This is a genomic window from Paenibacillus provencensis (genome assembly GCF_042678545.1).
Lineage (GTDB): Bacteria > Bacillota > Bacilli > Paenibacillales > Paenibacillaceae > Paenibacillus > Paenibacillus provencensis.
The window spans coordinates 433120-456421 of sequence record NZ_JBHTKX010000001.1 but is presented as its reverse complement, the minus strand read 5'-3'; the positions used below and the strand labels follow the sequence as shown (position 1 = coordinate 456421).

The following is a 23302-nucleotide window of genomic DNA, read 5'->3' as shown; positions in this document are numbered from 1 at the left end:
TCTCACAAGGAGATATTCGTTAGCCAAAAAAAATATCCTCTTGAGAAATATGGGAATCAGATGGTTTTATTTATATCCAGCAAAAGAAACCCATCTTTGTAAGATGAGTTTCAATGAAAGGTATGGTTCGCTTCGTTAACCACGGACTCAATCAGATGATCAAAATCAGGCTCAGCGGATTCCACACGATCTCCGTTCAGACGCCAATGGGCCAAAAACTCAATATTTCCTTCTCCACCTGTAATTGGCGAGAATGTCAGATCAGACAGTGTAAGACCAAGCTCATGTCCGTATCCCAGAATGGAACGCAGAACCTCCGCATGTACCTTTGGCTCTTTGACAACCCCTGTCTTCGGTACTTTTTCTCTTCCCGCTTCAAACTGCGGCTTGATCAGGGCTACAATATCAGCCGGCTGTTTAAGCAGCTGAATTAGGGGAGGAAGAATTATTTTTAATGAAATAAAGGATACATCAATGCTTGCGGTATCCGGCGTAGGACCCGTCAAATTCTCAGGTGTCACATATCTAAAATTTGTTCTTTCCATGACAGTGACCTGTGGATGGTTGCGAAGCGACCAATCCAATTGATTGTAACCTACATCTATCGCATAAACATGCGCAGCACCATGCTGAAGAGCACAATCTGTAAAGCCGCCCGTTGAGGAACCAATATCAAGCATGGTTCGACCTTCCATTGAAATATCGAACTGCCGAATTGCTTTTTCCAGCTTAAGTCCTCCGCGTCCCACATAAGGATGTACCGCGCCTTTCACTCGAATGGCAGCCTCGCGCGAAACCTTCATTCCCGGTTTTTCAATTCGTTCTTCATTAGCATAGACCAGACCGGCCATAATGGCTGCCTTTGCCTTCTCACGGCTTTCGTAATATCCCTGCTCTACGAGCAGGACATCCATTCTTTCTTTTGGGACTGACATAATTTCTCCTGTCCTAAACCAAAAAGCTATAGAGTCCAATATGAGTATATCCCATCCCATTTGTTGGACTCTATAATTCTCCGGACTTGTAATTTATTCATCTTCTAAATTTTGACGTATTCATCATGAAGGTGTGCTGGTCTTTGGAAGATCATAAGCGAACGTAAGCTTCAACTTACGCAGCTCTTCACTAACCGCCTGCACAGTAAGTCCAACTTCCTCACGCTGCTCCTTAACACTTCCATGCTCAATGAATTCATCCGGAATCCCCATAATATGAATCTTGGTATCGTATAGCGCTGCTTCTGAATAGAATTCAAGAATGCTGCTTCCGAGGCTTCCCGCTGCGGATGCTTCTTCAAGCACAATCATTTTCGTGTCGTTCGCATGTAAGGATATAAGCATTTCATGATCCAGCGGTTTAAAGAATCTGGCGTTAATGACACTAACCTGCATTCCTTCACGTTTCAGCAGCTCTGCCGCTTCTTCCGCAATTGGAATCATAGGCCCTGCTGAAATGATGGCGTAATTCTCTCCTTGCCGCAATGTCTCCCACGAACCTATCGGAATAGACTTAAGCTCTTGATCAAGCGGCACACCTAAACCATTCAGTCTCGGATAACGATAAGCAATTGGACCCTCATTGTAATCCAGTGCTGTCTTCATCATATGCCTCAGCTCATTCTCATCCTTCGGCATCATCACAACGATATTTGGAATATGACGTAAGAATGCTACATCGTAAACACCTTGGTGAGTTTCGCCATCCGACCCAACAAAGCCTGCGCGATCAATAGCAAATATAACGTTCGCATTATGCCTGCAAATATCATGAACGATCTGGTCATAGGCACGCTGCATGAAGGTGGAGTAGACTGCAAATACCGGCTTTAATCCTTCCATTGCTAGCGCTGCGCACATCGTAGCCGCATGCTGCTCGGCGATCCCAACATCAACCATCCGCTCAGGAAATTCCTTGCTAAATGGAATGAGACCTGAACCTCCCGGCATGGCAGGAGTAACAGCGACAATCCGCTCATCTTCTCTGGCGAGCTCAATGAGTGTTTCTCCAAATACATCGGTATACATCGGATTGCCTACAGATTTGAGCACTTGTCCAGATTCAATCTTATACGGTGAAATACCGTGCCATTTGAAGGAATCGGCTTCAGCCGGTTTATATCCCTTGCCTTTGGTTGTTAGAACGTGAACGAATACCGGGCCATTAACGTTGTCCGCCTGTCTGAAGGTTTCGATCAGCTTAGGCATATCATGACCATCAACAGGTCCAAGATAAGTAAAGCCCAATTCCTCAAACAATACACCCGGAACCATCATATATTTCAAGCTGTCTTTGAGTCGGCCTGCAGACTTCGCAAGTGTACCGCCGATAGCAGGAATCTTGCGCAATACAAGCTCAACTTCATCCTTGGCTTTCAGATAATGTCTGTCAGAGCGGATCTTGCTCAAATAGTTATGCATGGCTCCGACGTTAGGAGCAATGGACATCTCATTATCGTTTAGAATGACCATTAGCTTCTTCTGTTCATGTCCAATATGATTCAACGCTTCAAATGCCATTCCGCCAGTCAAGGCTCCGTCCCCAATAATTGCGATGACCTTGTTGTCTTCGCCTTTGAGGTCTCTTGCATAAGCCATTCCCATGGCAGCTGACAAAGAGGTACTGCTATGTCCGGCTTCCCAAACATCATGTTCGCTTTCATTACGCTTAACGAAACCAGACAGCCCCTTATACTTCTTGAGCGTATCAAATTTGTCCATTCGTCCGGTTAATATTTTATGAACGTAAGCCTGGTGGCCTACATCAAATATCATTTTATCTTTAGGGCTGTTATAAGCGTAGTGCAGGGCGATCGTGAGCTCTACCACTCCCAAATTGGATGCAAGGTGCCCTCCTGTACGAGAAATTGTTTCTATCAGGAACTGACGAATCTCCCCCGATAACGAAACAAGTTCATCCACAGACAATGATTTCAGATCGTTTGGTCCCTTAATTTGTGGAAGGAGCACGTGAACCCCCCGCTTTCCTTCATAAATTTTTGTAAATTAGTTATTCTCATAGGGTATATTATACCACAATCCACTTTAAATCATAAATCTCGCCAACTCTAATGATCTCTGTTCATCAAATAATCCGCCAATTCCAGCAGCCGAGATGGATCAGGAATACGGCCTGTTATCAGTGCTTCTTTTGCGGAAGCCGTTAAACGCTCCACTTCAGCCAGGGATTGGTCCATACCTATAAAGAACGGGTAAGTTACTTTTTGCTGATTGACATCACTCTGTGTCTTCTTCCCCAGCTTCTGCTCATCTCCAATGAGATCAAGAATATCATCCTGAATCTGAAAGGCAAGACCGAGATTTCTGCCGAACGAACGGAGAGCCTCCAGCTGTACATCATCTGCACCGCCAATTCTACCTCCAGCCATAAGAGAGAAGATGATTAGGTCACCCGTCTTATGAAGGTGAATATATTCGAGCTGTGATAAGGATGTCATCCCCTGCTCGCCCTCCATATCTGCCACCTGTCCTCCAACCATGCCTCGTGCACCTGCATGCAGAGAGAGCTCCTCAACAATGGTAAGCACGCGATCTGATGGAATATTGAACCTGCGAGCTGTTTGGATTACGCTGTAAAAGGCGTGAGTGAGCAACGCATCACCCGCTAGAATAGCCATCGCTTCCCCGTAGACCTTATGGTTGGTTAAACGCCCCCTGCGATAATCGTCATTATCCATGGCGGGCAAATCATCATGAATCAACGAGTATGTATGTATCATCTCTACAGAAGCAGCAACCGGCAGAGCGGCTTCCCGCTCCACACCAAATGCTTCACATGCTGCGATAACAAGCGCTGGACGAAGCCTTTTGCCTCCGGCCATAAGCGAATACTGCATTGACTCTTTTAAATGTTCAGGAATATCCCAGGCTTCGGGAAATACGGTTCTCAACTCTCGCGCCATTAAGTCAACCACATCCTGAATATACAATTCTATGGATGGTCTAGTCACAAAGAGACACCGCCCTCATCTTCATTACCTCCAAAAGGCTGCTTCCGAAACTCTCCATCTTCTTCTACGATCATTTCAATCTTACGTTCCACTTGTTCGAGCTTTTGATTACAGATCTGAGACAGCTTCATTCCTCTTTGAAACAGCTCGATTGCCTGTTCGAGAGGAACGTCTCCCCGTTCGAGCTGGTTCACGACTTCTTCTAGCTCTGCCATCGCAGCTTCAAAATTCAGCTCCTTCTCATTTGCCATCTTCGTTTGCCTCCTTTATCTCCCAGACCTGGCATGCAAGCTGTCCATCGACCAGTTTAATTTTGACCAAGTCACCAGGAGCGACCTCTTTGGTTGATTTCACTAACTTTTTATCCTGTTCATCATACACAAGACTATAGCCTCTTGACATTACTTTTAGCGGACTCAATGCATCGAGATGCCTCATATTCGCGCCTAACTGCTGTCGACTTGCCTTAACAAGAGAGGCCATCGAGGTCTCGAGCTGCTTTCTATACGAAGTAATCTCCCTCTTCGCAGAAGACACCTGTGCAGAAGGGTTAAAACGAACGAGCGACATACGCATCCGTTCCTGCTTCTCTCTTGCAAACCTTTTCCTCGAATCCATTGACCTTGATAACCTCATATGAAGCTGATCCAATCTCTCGGTATGCTGCACCAAACTTCTGCGTGGATTGATAAGAACGGGTGACTTGGATAAACGTTCGAGCTTATCACGATTGTGCTTCGCTCTTGTTATCAAGCTCTGATTCAGCCTACGCTGGTAACCAGCAAGTTGTTCCTTCAGCTCCATCTGATGAGGCACAGCAAGCTCTGCCGCAGCTGTCGGCGTTGCTGCCCTCACATCTGCAGTAAAGTCAGCGATCGTAAAATCCGTTTCATGACCGACTGCAGAAATAACTGGAATTTGTGATCTTGCAATCGCTCTTGCTACCATTTCTTCGTTAAAGGCCCATAGCTCTTCTAAAGAGCCGCCGCCACGCCCAACAATAATAACGTCAACTTCTGCCATCTCATTGACCAGATCAAGCGCACGTACTATTGAAGGCGCGGCCGTCTTCCCTTGGACAAGCACAGGGTATAAATAAACCTCAGCCAGTGGATAACGGCGAGTAATGGTCGTAATAATATCTCTCACTGCCGCTCCAGTCGGTGAGGTAATCACGCCTATGGATTTGGGATAGCGGGGCAGAGGTCGTTTGCGTAGAGCGGCAAATAAGCCTTCCTCTTCCAGCTTTTGTTTTAATTGCTCATATGCCATGTACAGGCTGCCGACACCGTCAGGCTGCATATGTGTTGCATAGAATTGATATTGTCCATCCCGTTCATATACGGATACATTGCCCCGTGCAATAACACGGGCACCTTCCTTCGGAATGAAAGGGAGCCTGCGATTATGTGTCGCAAACATAATAGACTTAATCCGACTTCCTTCATCCTTAAGTGTAAAATACATATGCCCGCTGGAATGATGCGTGAAGTTGGAGATTTCACCACGGATCCACACATCAGTCAGTACAGAATCGGATTCCAGCTTCATACGTATATAACGATTCAAATCTTTAATTGAATAAATTCGCTCTTCAGCCAGAGGAATCACTCCCTTTTTAGACGAGACCGTGAGCACGCTTAGCAGACAGCAGAGTATTCTGCATCAGCATCGTAATTGTCATAGGGCCTACTCCGCCTGGAACAGGGGTAATGGGTCCTGACACCTCACTAGCACTCGCAAAATCCACATCACCTGCAAGCTTTCCGTTCTCAAGCCGATTCATTCCTACATCAATGACAACGGCACCTTCCTTGATGTAGCTTGCATCGATGAAATTAGCCCGTCCTATAGCCACGACAAGAATATCTGCCTGACGCGCAATTTCTTTCATATTTGAAGTACGAGAGTGGCACATCGACACCGTAGCATTTTCACGCTGAAGGAGCAGTGATACCGGTTTGCCGACAATGTTACTGCGTCCGATGACGACAGCGTGCTTGCCTGCAATCTCAATCCCTGTACGTTTGATCATTTCTATAACGCCTGCAGGTGTACATGGAAGGAGACTATCGTCCCCAATTACCAAATTACCCACATTTACAGGATGGAACCCATCCACATCTTTTTCAACCGCAATGGCATTAATCACTTTCTTCTCATCAATATGACCAGGCAGCGGCAATTGAACCAGAATACCGTTAATGCTCATCTGACGGTTCAGTTTGTCAACAAGAGCAAGAAGATCCTCTTCACTTGTATCACTTGGAAGACGATGAACCTCTGAATAGAAGCCCAAATCATGGCATGCCTTTTCCTTATTGCGAACATACACTTGTGATGCAGGATCTTCGCCTACCAATACAACGGCCAGACCAGGCACAATATCTCTTGCCTTCAGCTGCTGAACTTCTTCTGTAATCGAACTGCGAATATCTTCTGAAATTTGCTTTCCGCTAATAATTGTTGCCGTCATGTCTCTTCTCTCCCTTGGATCCAAACTTTATAAACAACGGTTATTATTTAATAAAGAAATCGTCGTAACTAAGAAATTATTTAACACGAGCCTTCAGAGCTTCAACATCCTGAATCATTTTTCCTAATACGCCATTCACAAATTTCCCTGATTCTTCTGTCCCAAAATGTTTAGACAGCTCAATCCCCTCGTTAACAGCTACCTTCGCAGGGACGTCTTCACGATACAACATCTCGTAAGCAGCGAGTCTCAGAATTTGGCGATCCACGCGGGACAAGCGGCTGACCTGCCAGCCCTTCAAATAATCAGCCAGCAGACCGTCGAGTGCTTCTTTGTTCTCCCAAATTCCGCGCACATGCTCAAGTACATAGGCATGCATCACCGGTTCATTCTTAATGACAACTCCACTCTCGTTTTCTTCTGCTGCTTCTTCAAACAGCATATCTACTGCAGCCTTAGCCTCAACCTCATTCATTTCCATCTGATACAGACTTTGAACCACAATTTCCCTTGCCAAACGTCTTTTCATTTCCTGCCTCCTGCTTTCATATCTAATCTATCCCTAATTTGCAATTCATTCTTCACACAAAAAAACCTGTGCTTATGCTATTCTTCCCAAAAACGGGCATGAAGACTGCAGCTCTTTTTTGGAGTAAGAAAAACATATCACAGGGTTCATTTGAACGGACGCCAAACATTCAGCAAATAATCAAGCCAGCTTCGCCATGGAATGACGCTACTAAACTTCTGATCGCTTCTTCTGCCAAGCGTATATCCGATAAACACTACGAGTGCAAAGAACAACATATCCCAAAAACCAACAATCAAATAAATGATACCTAAAAAAATACCACCGGAAATGCCTACAATCCGGCCTTTATAAGTGTCCCAGATTTCCTTCCACGGCATCCATCAACCACCTCTATTCCACTCGACTCTTATAGTTCGGTGATTGCACAAGATTGGCGATGTATACCGATACAACTGCTACCGGAATCCCAGTAATGTCTTGTACATGATCATGTACTGCCTTTTGAAGCTCGCTTGTCAGCTCCGGAATGGAACTTTCACCGTCAACTACAGCACGAATTGTAATTTCAAGACCGGACTGGGCGACCTGGATACGCGACTTCACCTCACGCACGCCACGGAATTTGGATGAAGCTTTCAGACATAGATTTTCAATCGTCTCCATGGATATTTGTATATCCCCATATTCCGTCTTCTGATCAACCGAAGGATAAACGTTATGATCCCTCCGTACAGAAATATAGAAGAAACGGATACTAAGCAGAAACAAGATAATCGCCACCGTCAGGATTACTACCATCAGCATCTGTTCATTCTGAATATATATATCCAAATTAGGTACAAGTCCGCTAAACAAGAGAATGATAATTACTGATACCACACCAACAACCAAGCTGTATATAAATAACAGAAGCCTGTCCAGTATTTTAGCCACGAACGTATTCAACCTCCAACATCAACAACTGAGTATTAAAAAGATGGACTAAACCCCAGGCGCATGACGCCGGGGGTTTATAGTTAAATTATTTTATTTCACGCGCTGAGGGCTGATCTCAGGTTGATCGTCAAGCTTCTCCTGAGTCTTGAATTGAACATCGTGAATTTGAACGTTCACTTCCACGACCGTAAGTCCAGTCATATTCTCGATTGAGCGTTTTACATTTTGCTGAATTGCAGAAGCTACTTCAGGAATACGATGCCCGTATTCAATAATTACGGAAACATCAACAGCAGCCTCGCGCTGGCCTACTTCAACCTTGACGCCCTTGGAGAGGTTCTTACGTCCAAGCAATTCCGCAAATCCACCTGCAAAACCGCCGCTCATGCCTGCCACGCCGCCAACCTCTAGGGTTGCAAGTCCAGCAATGACTTCAATGACTTCCGGCGCAATCTGGATCTCGCCAATGTCAGTTCTCTCAAATTCAGTCGGCACTGTGCTCATCTCATTTAACACACCTTTCATAGTAAGTTTCCTCTCGTCCACAAGAAAGACATGCGCACTTATTATTCATACTATAGCATTCGAGGGACATTATGACAAACAAGCTCAATATGAATCCATTTCATAACTCATTAAACATCTAATTTGTAACTAAATAGTCTTGATTGAAGCAACTGAAGGTATTATGAAATTGATTCTTGCCAATTAAATCTCATTTTCCTCCAAAAATTTGATATCGAAATCACCTTTGGAGAAGGCTGGATGATCCAGCAGTTTTAGATGAAAAGGAATCGTTGTAGGGATCCCCTCTACAGCAAATTCGGACAAGGCGCGCTTCATCTTAGCGATCGCTTCCTCACGAGTCGGCGCCCACACGATCAGCTTGGCAATCATGGAATCATAGAAAGGCGGAATGGTGTAGCCTTGATAAGCTGCGCTGTCTACCCGAACACCAGGACCTCCCGGAGCAAGGTAGAAATCAATCTTACCAGGGGCAGGCATGAAGTTCCTGCTTGGATCCTCTGCATTGATTCTGCATTCGATCGACCATCCGTCAATGATGACATCCTCCTGTGCAAAGGACAGCGGACTTCCTTCAATGACCGAGATCATTTCCTTAATCAGGTCAATTCCTGTGACCATCTCGGTTACCGGATGCTCAACCTGAATACGTGTATTCATCTCCATAAAGTAGAATTCCCCGTTCGGACTTAGCAGGAATTCCAGTGTACCCGCTCCAGAGTAATCGACAGCGAGTGCTGCACGAACTGCGGCGTCGCCCATCTTCGTGCGTGTCTCTGTGTCCAGTACTGGACAAGGAGCTTCTTCAATGAGCTTCTGTCTTCGGCGCTGGATTGAGCAATCTCTCTCACCTAAGTGAACCGCATGCCCGTGCTTGTCAGCAATGATCTGGATCTCAACATGCTTCATTCCAGTCAAAAATTTCTCCAGATAAACACCAGCATTGCCAAAAGCCTTCTGAGCTTCCTGCTGAGCTGCCACGATCTGCTTCACCAGATCTTCCTCGTCTTCAGCAATTCGGATCCCTTTACCTCCGCCGCCAGCAGTAGCCTTAATAATTACAGGATAACCGATATCTCTAGCAATCATAACCGCTTCTTCGACACTCTCCACTAGACCATCGGAGCCCGGAATGACAGGAACACCTGCATCCTTCATCGTTTGTTTGGCTACCGCTTTATCCCCCATCTTCGTGATGGCATTAGCGGAAGGGCCGATAAAGGAAATATTGCAGGATTCACAAATCTCTGCAAAATCTGCATTCTCAGCCAAAAAACCGTAGCCAGGGTGAATTGCATCACATTCAGTTAATGTGGCTACGCTCATAATATTGGTTATGTTAAGGTAGCTGTCCTTTGATAAGGTCGGACCGATACAATAAGCCTCATCAGCAAGTCTAACATGGAGTGCGTCACGATCCGGTTCTGAATATACAGCCACCGTTGCAATACCCATTTCCCTGCAAGCTCTAATAATCCGAACGGCGATTTCTCCGCGGTTTGCTACCAATATTTTTTGAAATTTCATTAATACCACATCCTCCTTTGGAGCATTGACCTGTTCAAGCTGCTTTTTATAGTCATTTCACCAACAGGAGCTTACTCCGGTTTGACCAAGAACAAAGGCTGACCATACTCAACGAGCTGTCCATTCTGTACAAGAATTTCAACAATCTCGCCTTTCACGTCAGCTTCAATTTCATTCATCAGCTTCATCGCTTCCACAATACAAACGGTAGTCTTCTCTGTTACCTTGCTGCCAACATTGACAAAAACGCCAGCTTCAGGCGAAGGTGCAGAGTAGAACGTACCGACCATCGGTGACACAATTTTATGTAAATTGCTGTTTGCAGTCGCTTGTTCCTGTACAGACGAAGAAGCCGGTGTTTCGATAGCTTGTGGCACAGGCTGAATCTGGTTCGTTACAGGATAAGCATTGACAGAAGCCGCAGCTTGGACAATTTCAGTCTTGCCTGGTTTGCGAATGGTCAGTCTGGACCCTTCATTCTCAATTTCAAGTTCCTGTACGGAAGACTCGTCAATGACTTTAATTAATTCTTTGATTTCATTCAATTTAAACATTTGTTATTTTCACTCCTTCGGCATACTGCCTTATTCACTCGGACAGTCATAACTTTATGTATTATATCACAAACGCTAAAAATGGAAAGAGCCCAAGAATTAAGGGATTCTGGGCGCTTCCCAACTTGCTTGCAGCTTATTTATTCTTTGACATATTGAACGCTGACTTTGTCCTGTGTTACATCAAGCTCGCTGATGACCAGATCAACAATATTTACAGCGTCGATCGCCGCAAGCTTCTCACTGATGACAACTACCTTGTACTCATCTTCTTCCTCTTGAACAATCGCGTTTGCATACTGCTGGGAGAGCTGTTCCTCAATACCTAGTATTTTCTCATTTTTTTCCTCTAATATACGCAGTTGCTCCAAAGCTTTTGCATTTTCTTCCGGTGTCTTTGTCGCGTCGGATGCCGCAGCCGTCAGTTCATTCTCAAGCTTGCTATTCTCTGAAGAACGTTCCCATTGATAATTTTCGAAAACAGTGATTGCTGAATTCGCTTCATCTTGAGATTCCAGCTGGTTTAGCACATCCTCGTCAGTCTTCGCTTCCTCCGTTGTCGTGTCAGCATCTGTGCCTTCAGTGCTCGGTACGGACGCATCCGTTTGTTCACCACTTGCAGCTGATTCTTCCGCAGGATCTACCGGTGCTCCCATTTCGTCCGTCTGCTCACCTGTTGCTTGTTCTTCCGTTACAACTTCGTTCAATACAAATCCTTCCAGCGGATTTTGAGCAGAAGCTTCTTCGGCATTCCCCATCTGTCCGGACTCTGCTGTCTGATTGGATGATCCTGAATCATCAGTGAATAAGTAATAAGCGGATAGAACAACCATCAGACTAAGCATCGATACGAGCCATATCGTTTGTCTTTTGTTTTTCATTTTTGAATTCCTCCCACATTGGATCAAGATTAAGGTCAAGCATTAGATGTATACTTTATTGCTGTTTTCTAGGCACTACTGAAATTCTGTACGACGGAACGTTCAGACCTTTCTCCACTGCTTCCACGATAAGATCCTTAACAACTTTGTTCTCTGCACCCTTGGCAACAACGAGCACTCCTCGCACCTGAGGCTTGATCTTCTTCGTAATGATCGGCACCTCATCACCGGATTCGTTGTAAGTAACAATTTCACCGTTGCGGGTATATTGTGTGATATTCCTCTCACCGCCATTTGCGTCGGTCTCCTCCGTATTTTGCTGAGAGTCCTGCATGTTACGTTGAACGATAATCTCTTCGGTAGAATCAATGGTCACCATAATATCCACGGTTCCCACACCAACGATTTGCTCAAGGATTCCTTTCATTTTATCCTCAAACGATCTTTCGATCGTATCAAAAGGGGTGGCTTCATTAACGGCAGACTCAAAAGCTGACTGTACACTGGTCTCCTGCGGCGGTTCTCGTCCAACGTTCTCTGGTTCAATCTCTTTGACATTAACAAATGAACTGAGGATCACGATGGCAACGCCAATCAGACCCACAATGATTAACCAGCGAAAAGTCTGTCCGCGCTTTGCCGTTCCATCCTCGCCTGATCCAAGCCATTTATTTACTTGATCTCTTAGCTTTCCCATTCTCTCACCTCGCTTATATTATCCTAAGTTCAAAAATCAATTATCTGTAGAAGGAATAAGGACCCGAACCCGCTCAGGATTCACTTCCCATTCCTGTTCAAGCAGCTCTTCAATGAGGTTGATTTCTGTCGTTGTCATGGCCGAAATAACCTCGTCATCCGTAGTTGTTTCTTGGTCAGGCGTACTCATTGTCTCCGATGCATTCACTTGAATATCACTCGTCTCGACAGGCTGAATATAGATGGGTCCAAGCTCATTCGTCTCTTCTAGAGGATTTTGCTCCCCTGTATTGCCCTGCTGTCCTTGCTCTGCCTCCTGCTCCGAATAGGTCTCAGCAATGACGACTTCCACGCTTGTAATCCCTGTCTCCTCTGACTTCCTTCCGGATTTCTCAAGAGCTCCGAGCTGCACAGTAACAGACTTTACGGGCATCTGCGATTCCTGCTCAATCTGTGCCTTCATCTGATCCGCAACTTCGGCGGCTGCCCAGTTCATGGCACTCATTTCATGCTGCTGTGTCAACTCTCTACCTTTGTCCATAATCTCGGCAAGTGTCATGTCCTGCTCCTCTGTAGAGCCTCCGCCCCAATCCGTTAAGGCGGCACTTAATCTCTCATTTGATTCCCGGTTAAATAAATTGATGATCGGTGAAATCAGTGTAAGCAGAATAAGCAGACTCAGCACTAATTTGACATATCGTTCCATGGATTTGTTCGGTAGAAGCATATCCACAAATGTGGCAAGAAGTACCACCAATATTATTTCCCTGAGCCATCCGCTGAGCCATTCCATCATCTCACCTCAACATCACCGTCATATTTCCTGCTGTCAGCATAATCGTAATGGCCAGAAAGAACATGAGACTCACCGCCGCCAGAGCAGCGAATACGTAGATTAAGCTTTTACCTATGGCCTGGAGGCATCCAACGATCGGAGTATCGCCAAGAGGCTGCATGATCGCTGCCGCTACGTTATAAATAAGTGCCAGTGTCAGAATCTTCAACGCTGGAAAAGCACATATGAACAAGATGATAATGACTCCCGCCAGTCCAATCGAGTTCTTAACGAGAAGCGAGGCAGAAATTACAGTATCCGTTGCATCGGCCAGCACCTTCCCCACGACAGGAACAAAATTGCCGGACACATATTTGGCAGCTCTAATCGTCACGCCATCGGCTACTGAGCTGGTAGCCCCCTGCACTGAGATGACACCTAGAAAGATCGTCAGGACCACACCGAGTAATCCTACTCCGATCATGCGGAGCAGATTCGCCAGCTGCGTAAGCTTGAATTTGTCAGTTAATGAGCTGACCAGATGTAAAACCGCTGAGAAAAACAGCAGAGGAAACACAATTTTATAGATCACCATACTGATGGTGTGTATCATGAACACAATCAGTGGATGAGTAACAGATACGGTAATGATATTTCCCATGGAAGCCAGAAGCGCAAACAACAGAGGAATCATGGCAAGCATGAAGTCTATCATCTGATCGATCGCACCTTTTGCATACCCTATAGCAACGTTAAAGCTGTTGATCGAGATCACAACAATGACCATATAACAGATTGCATAAGCCACCTTGCTGATCGTGCTCTTCTCAAAAGCCGTCTGGAGAGTTTCTAGAATCATGCTCATAATGTTCAGCATAATAATGGTGACCAGCAGCTTTCCGTTAAACAAAATTTCATGGAGCAGAAATCTTCCGATAGCGGTAAATATATTTTTAAGGCTTAGTCCTTCTCCGCCGGGAAGAAGCATGTCCATGAAGGAGGGCAGCTGTCCCTCAGGAAAAAAACCGCCATAGTCATTAATTAGGGACTGCCAATATTTCTCGACCTGCTCAGTGGGCAGCTGTTCCAGTTGTTCTCCAGCCCAGTCCGTAACAGGTGAGCTTGCGAATACATTCGTACCCAAGGCAAAGAAAAAACAGATGACAAATACGATAATGATTCGTTTATCCTGACGGTGATGGGTCTTGTTTATCACATCCTTTATCCTCCGCCTCTATTTCAAACCGGCAGCAGCTTCATTACCGTTTCGATAATAATGCTGATAATCGGCACAGCGAGTACCAGAATCAACACCTTGCCGGCAAGCTCGATTTTTGAAGCAATGCTTTCCTGGCCTGCATCTCTTACAATCTGTGCTCCAAACTCTGCAATATAAGCAATGCCTATAATTTTGAGAATGGTCTTCAGATGCACTTCATCCATTCCCGAGGATTCAGCCATTCGTTCCAGCACTCCGATGACGCTGCCAATCTTGCCAATAACGAACAGAAAGATAAGAATCCCGGCTGTGGTTGCAATCAGAAAAGCAAACATTGGCTTTTGCTCTTTAACAATCAAGATCAGGATGGTCGCGACTAGTCCAAGTCCTACGATTTGTATAATTTCCATGTTTTGATCACCTTTTGTTCACCTTAAGCCTGCTTTAATAGAACAAGAATATAGACTTGATCTCCTGAAGCAAATTGTCGAGCATGCGAACAACCATGAAGAGCACAACGACAAATCCGATCACGGTAACCCAGTGTGCCATATCTTCTTTGCCCATTTGCTTGAGCACCGTATGGATCATCGCTATGATAATACCGATGCCTGCGATCTGAAATATTGCGTTTACTTCTAAATTCATTTGAGTATGGCACCTCGCTATAGGATCAGGATGACGATCAGCGCCCCGACCAGAAGTCCAAGACTGCGGCTCATCTTTTCATACTTTATTTGATCGTTTCGGGCCGATGATTCCTCATGATTCAGCTGCTGGATTGCAAGGGTGATATGTTTGTTCTGCTCTTCCCGGTCGCTCGTTCCAAGGCTGTAGCTGAGCTGACGAATCGCTTCTTTTTCCGGCTGCTTCATCGCCGTTCGGCTCCAGTAGCGATTCATCGCTTGCTGGAAGCTTTCTTGGGCTGACAGACCTTGTGAAGAATTCATATATTCGGCAGCAGAGATAAACAAACGTCCCAGCGGTTCACTTGCCTGATTGCCAATTTTGTTCAAGGCTTCTGCAAGCGGTCTGTAGCTGTAATTGATCTCTGTTAAGAGTCGCTGCAGCATCAATGTCAGCTCCCTGATCTGCTTCGGTCGTGATGCAAATTGATTCGCCTGATAAAATCCTGCAAGTGTCCCTGACAACAAAATGAGGACGGAACCTACCAGCTTAAGCATAAGTGCCTCCTGTGGTAATCCCTTGCTGATGCATGCCTTGATGATGCATACTCTTCTGCTTCGTATCGGAAATTTTGTACTGAAACCTTTTTCCTGTTCGATCTAGAATGACGATTAATTGGAAATAATCTTCGCTCATCAGCTCCTGCAACGCAGGTCTGCGTTTAAGCTCGGAAATATCTCTTCCATGGGCTGAAGCGATGACGGATATCCCTGCACCCAGTGCTTCCTTGATCGCCCCTGCGTCTTCCTCCCGTCCGATCTCATCCACGATGAGCACTTCCGGTGACATGGAGCGAATCAGCATCATCATCCCCTCAGCCTTCGGACAGGCATCCATCACATCAGTTCTTGGACCAACATCAAAAGTCGGGACCCCTTTATAGCTGCCTGCTATTTCTGAGCGCTCGTCCACAATGCCTACCTTAAAGCTCTTTCGTTCATTGCTTCCCGCACTGATCTGCCTTGACATATCGCGAAGGAGCGTTGTCTTTCCCTGCTGCGGAGGAGATAGGATAAGAGTATGCTTGATTCGTAAGGATTGTCGGTCCAGAATGTGCGGCATCAGCCTGTCAGCTGCTCCTCTGATTTCCTTCGCAATTCGAATGTTGTACCCGCTAATATCTCTCAGATGCTCAACCTTCCCTCCCTTTAAAACGGTTCTGCCAGCTAGTCCAATCCGGTGTCCTCCTGGAACCGTAATAAAGCCTTTTCTCAATTCTTCTTCCAATGTATAAAGGGAATGGTTGCTGATCAGATCTAGAAAACGATAGGTGTCATCTCTTGAAGGCTTGTACGCTTCACTCGGATTTTTAGACGGCTTACCTTGTTTCGTAACGAAATAATGTTCGCCATTTGTATTGATCTCCATCGGTCTGCCTTCCCGAATTCTTATTTCTTCAAGCGTTTCTAGCAGCTGCTGAGGAATATATTCCAATATTGTTTTTAATGGAGTCGGGAACAGGTCCAACCATTTCATATAAGCACCCCCTTAACTCGTACACTTTTCTGAGAGCTACTCCGGTTCGTTTTTGTTGGTCTTAACCCATATGTATGCCTGTATCTGTTTTTTATGACGGGAATCTATCAATTTTTTATACATTAGTTAAGAGGAAAAATAGCACTGTCTATATCACCTCTATTAATCCAGGAGACATTCTTAGAGCCACTGATATAAATAACGAGCAAGAGCTGAGACTCCATAGGCACCTGCCCTGTTCATTGTGCATATGGTAAGTTAACAGACTCCCATTTCATTGACTGAGGTGGAAGAAGCGCGTAAGGGAGGTGATTTTTTTGCGCATTGATGTCGTTGCAAGTGTCAGTGAGATAAGATCTGAAGATCTGGTACACCGAAGCGCCGTCGTTATTGATGTATTTCGAACTTCCAGCACCATCGTTACGGCGCTCGCCCACGGGGCAGCCTGTGTGATTCCGGTTGAAACGGTGCCACAGGCCAAGCAGCTTCAATATGAAGATATGTTTCTTGGAGGGGAACGATTCTGCAAAAAAATAACGGGTTTTGATGCGGGCAACTCACCTTTGGAATATACGAAAGAATTGATACAAGGAAAAAATGTGATTCTGACGACGACAAATGGAACAAGAGCGTTAATAAAAGCCGCTAAAGCTCTAAACGTCTTCTCTGCATCCTTTCTCAATGCAAAGGCGTGTGCTGAAGCTTTGGTTCATCTAGATCGCGATGTAGTACTATTATGTGCAGGAAGCCAGGATCGATTTGCCCTTGAGGATGGATTATGCGCCGGGATGCTTATTGATGATCTGAAACATATGACCCAGCAGCAGGTGCGTTCTAACGATCTCGGTATAACGGTCCATCAAGCATACCTTCACAACAAAGATCAGCTGAAGAAGGTACTGTATGAAGGCAACGAAGCAAAACGTCTTATCAAGCAAGGCCATGCCTTGGATGTGGATTACTGTTTGGAGACCAATATCTGCTCCATCGTGCCTGTACTTGAGAGCGACCAAGTGATCAGACCTTGGACAACAAAAAAAGATCTGCACAATTAATGTGCAGATCTTCCAGGCTGTCCGATAAGTTCTTGACAGCTATTAATTAACATGTAACAAGTAAAACGTTGTGCTTCGCACACTTCGTTATCTGCGATCCTGCGGACCACCCACAAATGCCTTGACATCCGTGTCCAGATTATAAGCCGTATGCAGCGCTTGAATGACTTCGTTCAGCTTATTGCCTTCAATGACACAGGATACTTTAATCTCAGATGTACTCACCATTTTGATGTTGACGCCCTGTTTAGAAATAACATCAAACATTTGAGCTGCAACTCCTGGATGGCTGACCATACCTGCTCCAACGATGGATACTTTAACCAAGTTCTCTTCAAAAGTAACTTCACGGTAAGGAAGCACCAGCTTCATTCCATTGATGACCTCAATTGCACGCTCGCGATCATCCAGGGCTACAGTGCAGGAGAAGTCGGCTTTGCCGTTACTGATACCGCTCTGTACGATAATATCAACGTCAATTTGGGCTTGAGCCAATGCACCGAACATGCCGGCTAGCACACCCGGAATATCCTCTACTCCTAGAATACTGATTCGTGCTACGTTTTTATCATAAGCAATTCCGCTTACCACTACTCCCTGTTCCAATGCAGCTTCCTCCTTCACAACCGTTCCTTCATTATAGTTAAAGCTTGAACGTACAACCAAAGGCACCTTAGAATGCTTCGCATACTCTACTGCCCGCGGATGCAGAACCGCTGTACCGAGGTGAGCCAGTTCAAGCATTTCATCGTATGAAATTTCTTTGAGCTTGCGAGCTACTTTGACGATCCGAGGATCTGTCGAATATACACCATCTACATCGGTATAAATCTCACAGGCATCCGCCTTAATTGCAGCAGCTAGAGCTACAGCCGTCGTATCCGAGCCGCCTCGGCCTAGTGTCGTAATTTCACCATCTGCCGTAATACCCTGGAAACCTGCCACAATAACGATCTTGCCTTCATCAAGTGAACGCAGAACCTTCTCCGGATTAATATCCGTAATTCTCGCTTTGCCATGTACCGGCTCCGTCACAAATCCTGCCTGCCAGCCTGTATATGAAACCGCTTCTCGGCCGAGCTGCTGTATAGCCATGGACAGCATCGCAATTGAAATTTGCTCACCTGTCGTCATCAGCATATCCAGTTCCCGTGCCGGAAGCTTGTTATTTAACAATTTCGCTTGATCAATTAAATCGTCTGTTGTATCTCCCATTGCTGAAACGACAACTACACATTTATGCCCCTCATCCTGTTTCTCGGCAACACGTTTGGCTACCCTCTGCATCCGTTCTGTATCTCCAACAGAACTGCCTCCGAATTTCATTACGAACAAAGACAAACCGAACTCACTCCCTACAGTATGTAACGTAAGATTGTAAACCATAAGCAAGCCTAAAGCTTACCTTGCTTCTAAACAGTATAATACGAATAGCGCTATGTTGTAACCCTTTTTTACGGTAAATCAGTAAAGATGCTGCTGTAAAAATATTGAATTCATCATAATAAAACAATATCCCCTGCCGAATGAATCTTAAGCAGAGGATAGTGCCGCATTATACTAATTGATTAACTTACAAGTGTCCATCATTTACGCGCGGGAGTTATATTTACCTTCGCGAGTATCGATGATCAGAACATCGCCTTCGTTAATGAAGAGAGGAACCTGTACGTTCAGACCTGTTTCCACTTTTGCATTTTTGGTAGCACCAGTTGCTGTATTACCTTTGATTCCAGGCTCTGTTTCAACAACTTTCAGCTCAACAGAGTTAGGCAGGTTAATACCCAGGATCTCACCTTGATAGCTGATGATGTTTACGTTCATGTTCTCTTTGAGGAAGTTGAGTTCCCATTCGAGCTGATCGCTAGTCAGTGTAAATTGGTCATATGTTTCGTTATCCATGAAGGTATGCTCATCACCGCTTGCATAGAGGTAAGATACACCGCGGTTATCGATTTGAGCGCGTCCAATCGTTTCACCAGCGCGGAAAGTTCTCTCTACTGTGTTGCCGTTACGCAGGTTTTTAAGCTTAGAGCGAACAAATGCCGCACCTTTACCTGGTTTAACGTGCTGGAAATCAAGGACCGTAAAGATATCTCCGTCAACCTCTACTGTCAAGCCTGTTTTAAAATCGTTTACTGAAATCACTAAAAAACCCCTCCTAATAATAGTTACAGCTTCAAAAGTTCCTTTTTGGAATGCGTGAGCAGGCGAATCCCTGATTCTGTAATCACGACATCATCCTCAATGCGTACACCGCCGATACCAGGCAGATAAATACCCGGCTCCACGGTAACGACCATACCAGGCTCAAGAATATCATCGCTCAGCTTGGACAGCCTAGGAGATTCATGAACCTCCATGCCTAGTCCATGTCCGGTACTGTGACCGAACTGGTCTCCATAGCCATATTTCGTAATAATATCTCTTGCGAGAGCATCCGCTTCTCTTCCTGTCATACCCGGCTTTATATGTTCCAAAGTATGTAATTGGGCTTCCAATACAATATCGTAGATCTCTAGCAGCTTGTCTGCAGGATTGCCGATTGCAATGGTCCGCGTTAAGTCTGAACAATATCCGTCAAGAAGTGCTCCAAAATCAAAAGTAACAAAGTCTGACGTTTCAATCACTTTGCCGCTGGCAACCCCATGTGGCATTGCCGAACGTTCGCCAGAAGCTACAATCGTATCGAACGAAGATGATGCTGCACCATTTTTGCGCATGAAGAATTCCATTTCCAGATCCACTTCACGCTCTGTCATTCCCGGCTTGATCACATTCAGGATATGTGAAAAAGTCAAGTCAGCCAAATCCGCAGCACGCTGCATGATGGCAATCTCGTTCTCATCCTTGTATATCCGCAGCTTCTCAACCAGGCCGCTGACAGGCACAAGAGAAACTGGCTTCAGCTGCTCTGAATACAACCCATACGTAGAGAAAGTGACCAAATCCTGTTCAAAACCGAGAGACTTAATCCCTTCTTTATCCAGCAGCTCTTTAACTGTAATCATCGGCTTCGCTGCATGTTCCACTACCGTGTAGCCTGCCGCCTGCTGAGGAGCTTGTGTCATGTAACGGAAATCCGTAAGCAAATAGGCTTGCTCAAGCGTAATTAATACATATCCTGCTGAACCCGTAAACCCGGTCATGTATCGTCTATTAATAGGACTGGTGACCAAGAACGCTTCCAGCTGAGACTCTTGCATCGCCTTACGCAATTTCAACACTCGGTTGTTCCCCATGATTATACCTTCTTTCTTCGCCACGTTCCTTCGATCGATCTAACAGTCTTGGGTCTCCAAATAGCGGTACATCGCGTTTAGAGCATGTTCATAGCTGTAAGCCCCGAAACCGGAAATTTGTCCGATCGTTACCGGTGCAATGACCGATGTATGTCGGAAAGACTCACGCGCATGAATATTAGACAGATGAAGTTCAATGGCAGGAATTTTAACTGCGCCCAAAGCGTCGCGAATAGCGTAGCTGTAGTGAGTAAAGGCACCTGCATTCAGCAATATTCCGTCAACTTCCCCCAAGGAAGCATGAATTCGGTCGATAAGTTCCCCTTCATGATTCGATTGATAAAAAGTAATGGATACGGAAAGCTTCTCTGCCTGAGCACGAAGCATCTCTTCAATGGATTGAAGACTCTGCTTACCATAAATACCAGGCTCACGCACACCAAGCATATTCAGGTTCGGGCCGTTCATGACCAGAATCCGCTTCATACCCCCGCGCACCACCTTTCCTGCAAATAACCATCTGCTATTTTACCATACCGGATATTGGATTGAGAAGCTTTTTTGCTCCACGTCAGCAGTGATGAGCGTTCGGTGAATAGCATATTACCTACTCGTTTATCATTAGACCATTTCTGGCTCTCTTTTACGTTCATCCGTAAACTCCATCGCGACGCTGTAACCTATGAACAATCCCCACAGCAGAAACAAGCAGACTTCGCTAAAAATGGAATCCCAGGTCAGCTGGTTTAAAGGCTTCATCATCCCTGTCCAAGGGCCAATCCATACAAAGAGAATGATCCACCAGGCAAGTCCATAGATCAGTCCCGGAATAGGCCCCTTCCGCTTTCGGAACAGGTACGTATAAATAATGGAGGCAAGCAGTGAAAAGACGATGAAAAATAACCACCCGATAATATGTCCCTGAACTTTATATATATAAGCATGCTTAAAGAAAGGCTCCGCCAAAAAACCGATCGGTACGACAGTAAAATTAAAATAGTAAAATATCCACTGAATGCCTCCCCATATCAAGCCTGCAAAAAAGCCGATCTCCAAGGCAAAAGCAAATGGATTCGTAATTTGTCTTCGCTGTTCTATGTGATTCATAAAATCCTCCCGCAGCTTATGTAATTATATATCTTCGATCTAAGAGACCCGCAACTTTTTGTGCTGCAGCTCGTACATAAACACAACCACACTATTGCATCTGATAACCAACAGCTATGTATGACTCGAGCTTCAGCAACTGTCAAGAAATACGCTCTCGTGAAGAACCTTGCTATAATTTGTAGTATGTTCAAATTACTGAAGACTAGTCAGAACTAGAAATTGCAGGCGGAATTCGATACAATGTAAACAATCGAAGTTAAGAATAGGAAGGTGAGCTCTTTGCCTCAAGAATCAAAACCAATGGCTTATGGCGGTCAAGCCGTAATTGAAGGGGTCATGTTCGGCGGGAAGCATGTGAATGTCACTGCAGTACGTCGCAAAAACCAAGAAATCACTTTTCTTGAAGTGCCTAAGCAAGACAAGTCCTGGGTCACCAAATTGCGGAAAGTCCCTTTTCTGCGCGGAATTGTGAGTCTGATTGATTCCAGCGCCAAGGGAACCAGGCATTTAAATTATTCGGCAGATGCATACGCAGACGACGAGCTGACACCAGAAGATCGTGCGAAGTCTCAAGAGGATGAAGATTCTGGCTGGAGTTTGTCGATGATTATCGGCGTTGCTGCCGTGGGTATCTTATCCTTTGTATTTGGCAAAGTGGTATTGACGGCGGTTCCGGTATTTATAGAAGATTTTCTATTTGGCAGCCTGTCGATCAGCCGGTTCGGTCATACTTTTATTGAAGGAATTATTAAGATCCTGCTTGTCTTTGCTTACCTCTACTTCTTATCCATGACACCAACCATTAAGCGATTGTTTCAATATCATGGTGCGGAGCATAAAGTAATAAGTGCATATGAAGCTGGCGCTGAGCTCACACCGGAAAGTGTGCAGAAATTCAGCCGTCTCCACTACAGATGCGGAAGCAGTTTCTTGGTACTCAGTGTCATTGTCGGTGTGCTTGTCTATTCTGTATTCTCGATTCCATTCCCTTACGATAATGTATGGGAACGTGTAGGACAGCGGCTCATGCTCTTGCCGATCGTACTCGGTGTTTCATTTGAAGTATTAAAGTTTACAAACGCAGTAAGAGATATACCGGTTCTTCGCTTCCTTGGTTATCCGGGTCTGTGGCTTCAGCTCCTGACAACGAAGGAACCAACGAATGAGCAGGTTGAAGTATCGATTGCTTCCTTTAACCGTATGCGCGAGCTTGATGCGGAATTTGAAAAATCACCCGCAACGTTCAGTGTAACTAGCGGTAATCTTGATCCTGTGAAAGGATGAGGATCTGACATGATTAAGCATGCTTTGGTTTTTTGGACCATCATCATATTGGCGGTCTTCGGTTTATATGAGCATATTCGGCGGGGTGAATGGGCTGCCTTGATCTTTCCCCTGATTCTGGGCGGACTCATCTTCTGGTTTTATAAGAGACCACCACGGGCATTGACTGGCAGACATCCCAAGGTTAAGCCTTCCAAGGCAACGATGGCAAAGCTTGAACGGAACAAGTCAGGACATAGATCCGGACCGTCAGCGAATAAGCGCAAGAGCTACCCATTTCATGTCATTGAAGGACAAAAGAAAAGCAAAAATGACGATGAGCTACCAAAATATCATTAGCATAAAGTCCTTTGACCTTAA

28 protein-coding genes are annotated in these 23302 nt (G+C 45.3%); 3 read left to right on the top strand and 25 right to left on the bottom strand.

Going from position 1 to position 23302, the window contains the following annotated elements:
* Positions 1-110: 110 nt before the first annotated feature.
* The 20 genes from ACFQ3J_RS02245 to spoIIIAA form a co-directional block, all read right to left on the bottom strand.
* The gene (locus ACFQ3J_RS02245) at positions 111-935 is read right to left on the bottom strand and encodes a TlyA family RNA methyltransferase (RefSeq protein WP_091158179.1); all 825 of its coding nucleotides are present in this window, start codon (positions 933-935) and stop codon (positions 111-113) included.
* Positions 936-1058: 123 nt separating this feature from the next.
* The gene (gene dxs / locus ACFQ3J_RS02240; protein ID WP_251581005.1) at positions 1059-2966 is read right to left on the bottom strand and encodes a 1-deoxy-D-xylulose-5-phosphate synthase; all 1908 of its coding nucleotides are present in this window, start codon (positions 2964-2966) and stop codon (positions 1059-1061) included.
* A 98-nt stretch (positions 2967-3064) separates the two neighbouring features.
* Entirely contained in the window at positions 3065-3919 is an 855-nt protein-coding gene (locus ACFQ3J_RS02235) for a polyprenyl synthetase family protein (protein WP_251581003.1), read from the bottom strand.
* A 44-nt stretch (positions 3920-3963) separates the two neighbouring features.
* Positions 3964-4218, bottom strand: a complete 255-nt coding sequence (gene xseB / locus ACFQ3J_RS02230; protein ID WP_091158184.1) for an exodeoxyribonuclease VII small subunit — start codon at positions 4216-4218, stop codon at positions 3964-3966.
* Complete coding sequence (gene xseA / locus ACFQ3J_RS02225) at positions 4208-5569, bottom strand: exodeoxyribonuclease VII large subunit (protein WP_285849989.1); 1362 nt, start codon at positions 5567-5569, stop codon at positions 4208-4210. The genes xseB and xseA overlap by 11 nt, the downstream gene beginning before the upstream one ends.
* Before the next feature lie 16 nt (positions 5570-5585).
* Entirely contained in the window at positions 5586-6443 is an 858-nt protein-coding gene (gene folD / locus ACFQ3J_RS02220; protein WP_091158186.1) for a bifunctional methylenetetrahydrofolate dehydrogenase/methenyltetrahydrofolate cyclohydrolase FolD, read from the bottom strand.
* A gap of 76 nt (positions 6444-6519) precedes the next feature.
* A complete protein-coding gene (gene nusB / locus ACFQ3J_RS02215; protein ID WP_091158187.1) occupies positions 6520-6972 on the bottom strand; it encodes a transcription antitermination factor NusB in 453 nt (150 codons plus the stop codon).
* A gap of 146 nt (positions 6973-7118) precedes the next feature.
* The gene (locus ACFQ3J_RS02210; protein WP_091158189.1) at positions 7119-7352 is read right to left on the bottom strand and encodes a DUF2273 domain-containing protein; all 234 of its coding nucleotides are present in this window, start codon (positions 7350-7352) and stop codon (positions 7119-7121) included.
* A gap of 13 nt (positions 7353-7365) precedes the next feature.
* Positions 7366-7908 (bottom strand): alkaline shock response membrane anchor protein AmaP, encoded by a 543-nt coding sequence (amaP, locus tag ACFQ3J_RS02205; protein ID WP_091158190.1) that lies wholly within the window; start codon positions 7906-7908, stop codon positions 7366-7368.
* 93 nt (positions 7909-8001) lie between these two features.
* On the bottom strand, positions 8002-8415 hold the full coding sequence (locus tag ACFQ3J_RS02200; RefSeq protein ID WP_091159210.1) for an Asp23/Gls24 family envelope stress response protein: 414 nt from the start codon (positions 8413-8415) through the stop codon (positions 8002-8004).
* A gap of 204 nt (positions 8416-8619) precedes the next feature.
* On the bottom strand, positions 8620-9963 hold the full coding sequence (gene accC, locus ACFQ3J_RS02195; RefSeq protein ID WP_091158192.1) for an acetyl-CoA carboxylase biotin carboxylase subunit: 1344 nt from the start codon (positions 9961-9963) through the stop codon (positions 8620-8622).
* 71 nt (positions 9964-10034) lie between these two features.
* Positions 10035-10517, bottom strand: coding sequence for an acetyl-CoA carboxylase biotin carboxyl carrier protein (gene accB, locus ACFQ3J_RS02190; protein ID WP_091158193.1), 483 nt, complete (start codon positions 10515-10517; stop codon positions 10035-10037).
* 140 nt (positions 10518-10657) lie between these two features.
* Complete coding sequence (locus ACFQ3J_RS02185; RefSeq protein WP_091158195.1) at positions 10658-11398, bottom strand: SpoIIIAH-like family protein; 741 nt, start codon at positions 11396-11398, stop codon at positions 10658-10660.
* A 55-nt stretch (positions 11399-11453) separates the two neighbouring features.
* Complete coding sequence (gene spoIIIAG / locus ACFQ3J_RS02180) at positions 11454-12095, bottom strand: stage III sporulation protein AG (RefSeq protein WP_091158197.1); 642 nt, start codon at positions 12093-12095, stop codon at positions 11454-11456.
* Positions 12096-12131: 36 nt separating this feature from the next.
* On the bottom strand, positions 12132-12890 hold the full coding sequence (gene spoIIIAF / locus ACFQ3J_RS02175) for a stage III sporulation protein AF (protein ID WP_251581001.1): 759 nt from the start codon (positions 12888-12890) through the stop codon (positions 12132-12134).
* Position 12891: 1 nt separating this feature from the next.
* Complete coding sequence (gene spoIIIAE, locus ACFQ3J_RS02170) at positions 12892-14082, bottom strand: stage III sporulation protein AE (protein ID WP_091159211.1); 1191 nt, start codon at positions 14080-14082, stop codon at positions 12892-12894.
* 26 nt (positions 14083-14108) lie between these two features.
* A complete protein-coding gene (gene spoIIIAD / locus ACFQ3J_RS02165) occupies positions 14109-14498 on the bottom strand; it encodes a stage III sporulation protein AD (RefSeq protein WP_091158201.1) in 390 nt (129 codons plus the stop codon).
* A 34-nt stretch (positions 14499-14532) separates the two neighbouring features.
* On the bottom strand, positions 14533-14736 hold the full coding sequence (gene spoIIIAC, locus ACFQ3J_RS02160; RefSeq protein ID WP_091158202.1) for a stage III sporulation protein AC: 204 nt from the start codon (positions 14734-14736) through the stop codon (positions 14533-14535).
* Positions 14737-14753: 17 nt separating this feature from the next.
* Positions 14754-15272, bottom strand: a complete 519-nt coding sequence (gene spoIIIAB / locus ACFQ3J_RS02155) for a stage III sporulation protein SpoIIIAB (RefSeq protein ID WP_091158205.1) — start codon at positions 15270-15272, stop codon at positions 14754-14756.
* Positions 15265-16251, bottom strand: coding sequence for a stage III sporulation protein AA (gene spoIIIAA, locus ACFQ3J_RS02150; RefSeq protein WP_251580999.1), 987 nt, complete (start codon positions 16249-16251; stop codon positions 15265-15267). The genes spoIIIAB and spoIIIAA overlap by 8 nt, the downstream gene beginning before the upstream one ends.
* Before the next feature lie 317 nt (positions 16252-16568).
* Here spoIIIAA and ACFQ3J_RS02145 point away from each other — a divergent pair, with 317 nt between their 5' ends.
* On the top strand, positions 16569-17306 hold the full coding sequence (locus ACFQ3J_RS02145) for a 2-phosphosulfolactate phosphatase (protein ID WP_251580997.1): 738 nt from the start codon (positions 16569-16571) through the stop codon (positions 17304-17306).
* Positions 17307-17393: 87 nt separating this feature from the next.
* Here the strand turns inward: ACFQ3J_RS02145 and ACFQ3J_RS02140 are convergent, their stop codons facing one another.
* The 5 genes from ACFQ3J_RS02140 to ACFQ3J_RS02120 form a co-directional block, all read right to left on the bottom strand.
* Entirely contained in the window at positions 17394-18647 is a 1254-nt protein-coding gene (locus ACFQ3J_RS02140) for an aspartate kinase (protein ID WP_091158210.1), read from the bottom strand.
* 249 nt (positions 18648-18896) lie between these two features.
* Positions 18897-19454, bottom strand: a complete 558-nt coding sequence (gene efp / locus ACFQ3J_RS02135) for an elongation factor P (protein ID WP_047911040.1) — start codon at positions 19452-19454, stop codon at positions 18897-18899.
* A gap of 23 nt (positions 19455-19477) precedes the next feature.
* Positions 19478-20548 carry a M24 family metallopeptidase gene (locus tag ACFQ3J_RS02130; RefSeq protein ID WP_251580995.1) on the bottom strand — a complete coding sequence of 357 codons (1071 nt, stop codon included), beginning with the start codon at positions 20546-20548 and terminating at the stop codon, positions 19478-19480.
* A gap of 39 nt (positions 20549-20587) precedes the next feature.
* Complete coding sequence (gene aroQ / locus ACFQ3J_RS02125; RefSeq protein WP_251580993.1) at positions 20588-21034, bottom strand: type II 3-dehydroquinate dehydratase; 447 nt, start codon at positions 21032-21034, stop codon at positions 20588-20590.
* 135 nt (positions 21035-21169) lie between these two features.
* Entirely contained in the window at positions 21170-21655 is a 486-nt protein-coding gene (locus ACFQ3J_RS02120; protein ID WP_251580991.1) for a YqhR family membrane protein, read from the bottom strand.
* A 282-nt stretch (positions 21656-21937) separates the two neighbouring features.
* On the opposite strand from ACFQ3J_RS02120, the gene ACFQ3J_RS02115 reads away from it, so the two are divergent.
* A complete protein-coding gene (locus ACFQ3J_RS02115) occupies positions 21938-22942 on the top strand; it encodes a DUF1385 domain-containing protein (protein ID WP_091158216.1) in 1005 nt (334 codons plus the stop codon).
* A 9-nt stretch (positions 22943-22951) separates the two neighbouring features.
* A complete protein-coding gene (locus ACFQ3J_RS02110) occupies positions 22952-23281 on the top strand; it encodes a TcpD family membrane protein (RefSeq protein WP_251580989.1) in 330 nt (109 codons plus the stop codon).
* Positions 23282-23302: the final 21 nt, after the last annotated feature.

Coding starts and splice junctions, on each gene's coding strand:
- ACFQ3J_RS02245 (WP_091158179.1), bottom strand. CDS start 935: ATGTCAGTCCCAAAAGAAAGAATGGATGTCCTGCTCGTAGAGCAGGGA.
- ACFQ3J_RS02235 (WP_251581003.1), bottom strand. CDS start 3,919: ATGGCGCGAGAGTTGAGAACCGTATTTCCCGAAGCCTGGGATATTCCT.
- xseB (WP_091158184.1), bottom strand. CDS start 4,218: ATGGCAAATGAGAAGGAGCTGAATTTTGAAGCTGCGATGGCAGAGCTA.
- folD (WP_091158186.1), bottom strand. CDS start 6,443: ATGACGGCAACAATTATTAGCGGAAAGCAAATTTCAGAAGATATTCGC.
- nusB (WP_091158187.1), bottom strand. CDS start 6,972: ATGAAAAGACGTTTGGCAAGGGAAATTGTGGTTCAAAGTCTGTATCAG.
- ACFQ3J_RS02210 (WP_091158189.1), bottom strand. CDS start 7,352: ATGCCGTGGAAGGAAATCTGGGACACTTATAAAGGCCGGATTGTAGGC.
- ACFQ3J_RS02200 (WP_091159210.1), bottom strand. CDS start 8,415: ATGAGCACAGTGCCGACTGAATTTGAGAGAACTGACATTGGCGAGATC.
- accC (WP_091158192.1), bottom strand. CDS start 9,963: ATGAAATTTCAAAAAATATTGGTAGCAAACCGCGGAGAAATCGCCGTT.
- accB (WP_091158193.1), bottom strand. CDS start 10,517: ATGTTTAAATTGAATGAAATCAAAGAATTAATTAAAGTCATTGACGAG.
- ACFQ3J_RS02185 (WP_091158195.1), bottom strand. CDS start 11,398: ATGAAAAACAAAAGACAAACGATATGGCTCGTATCGATGCTTAGTCTG.
- spoIIIAG (WP_091158197.1), bottom strand. CDS start 12,095: ATGGGAAAGCTAAGAGATCAAGTAAATAAATGGCTTGGATCAGGCGAG.
- spoIIIAF (WP_251581001.1), bottom strand. CDS start 12,890: ATGATGGAATGGCTCAGCGGATGGCTCAGGGAAATAATATTGGTGGTA.
- spoIIIAD (WP_091158201.1), bottom strand. CDS start 14,498: ATGGAAATTATACAAATCGTAGGACTTGGACTAGTCGCGACCATCCTG.
- spoIIIAC (WP_091158202.1), bottom strand. CDS start 14,736: ATGAATTTAGAAGTAAACGCAATATTTCAGATCGCAGGCATCGGTATT.
- spoIIIAB (WP_091158205.1), bottom strand. CDS start 15,272: ATGCTTAAGCTGGTAGGTTCCGTCCTCATTTTGTTGTCAGGGACACTT.
- spoIIIAA (WP_251580999.1), bottom strand. CDS start 16,251: ATGAAATGGTTGGACCTGTTCCCGACTCCATTAAAAACAATATTGGAA.
- ACFQ3J_RS02130 (WP_251580995.1), bottom strand. CDS start 20,548: ATGGGGAACAACCGAGTGTTGAAATTGCGTAAGGCGATGCAAGAGTCT.
- aroQ (WP_251580993.1), bottom strand. CDS start 21,034: ATGAAGCGGATTCTGGTCATGAACGGCCCGAACCTGAATATGCTTGGT.
- ACFQ3J_RS02120 (WP_251580991.1), bottom strand. CDS start 21,655: ATGAATCACATAGAACAGCGAAGACAAATTACGAATCCATTTGCTTTT.
- ACFQ3J_RS02110 (WP_251580989.1), top strand. CDS start 22,952: ATGATTAAGCATGCTTTGGTTTTTTGGACCATCATCATATTGGCGGTC.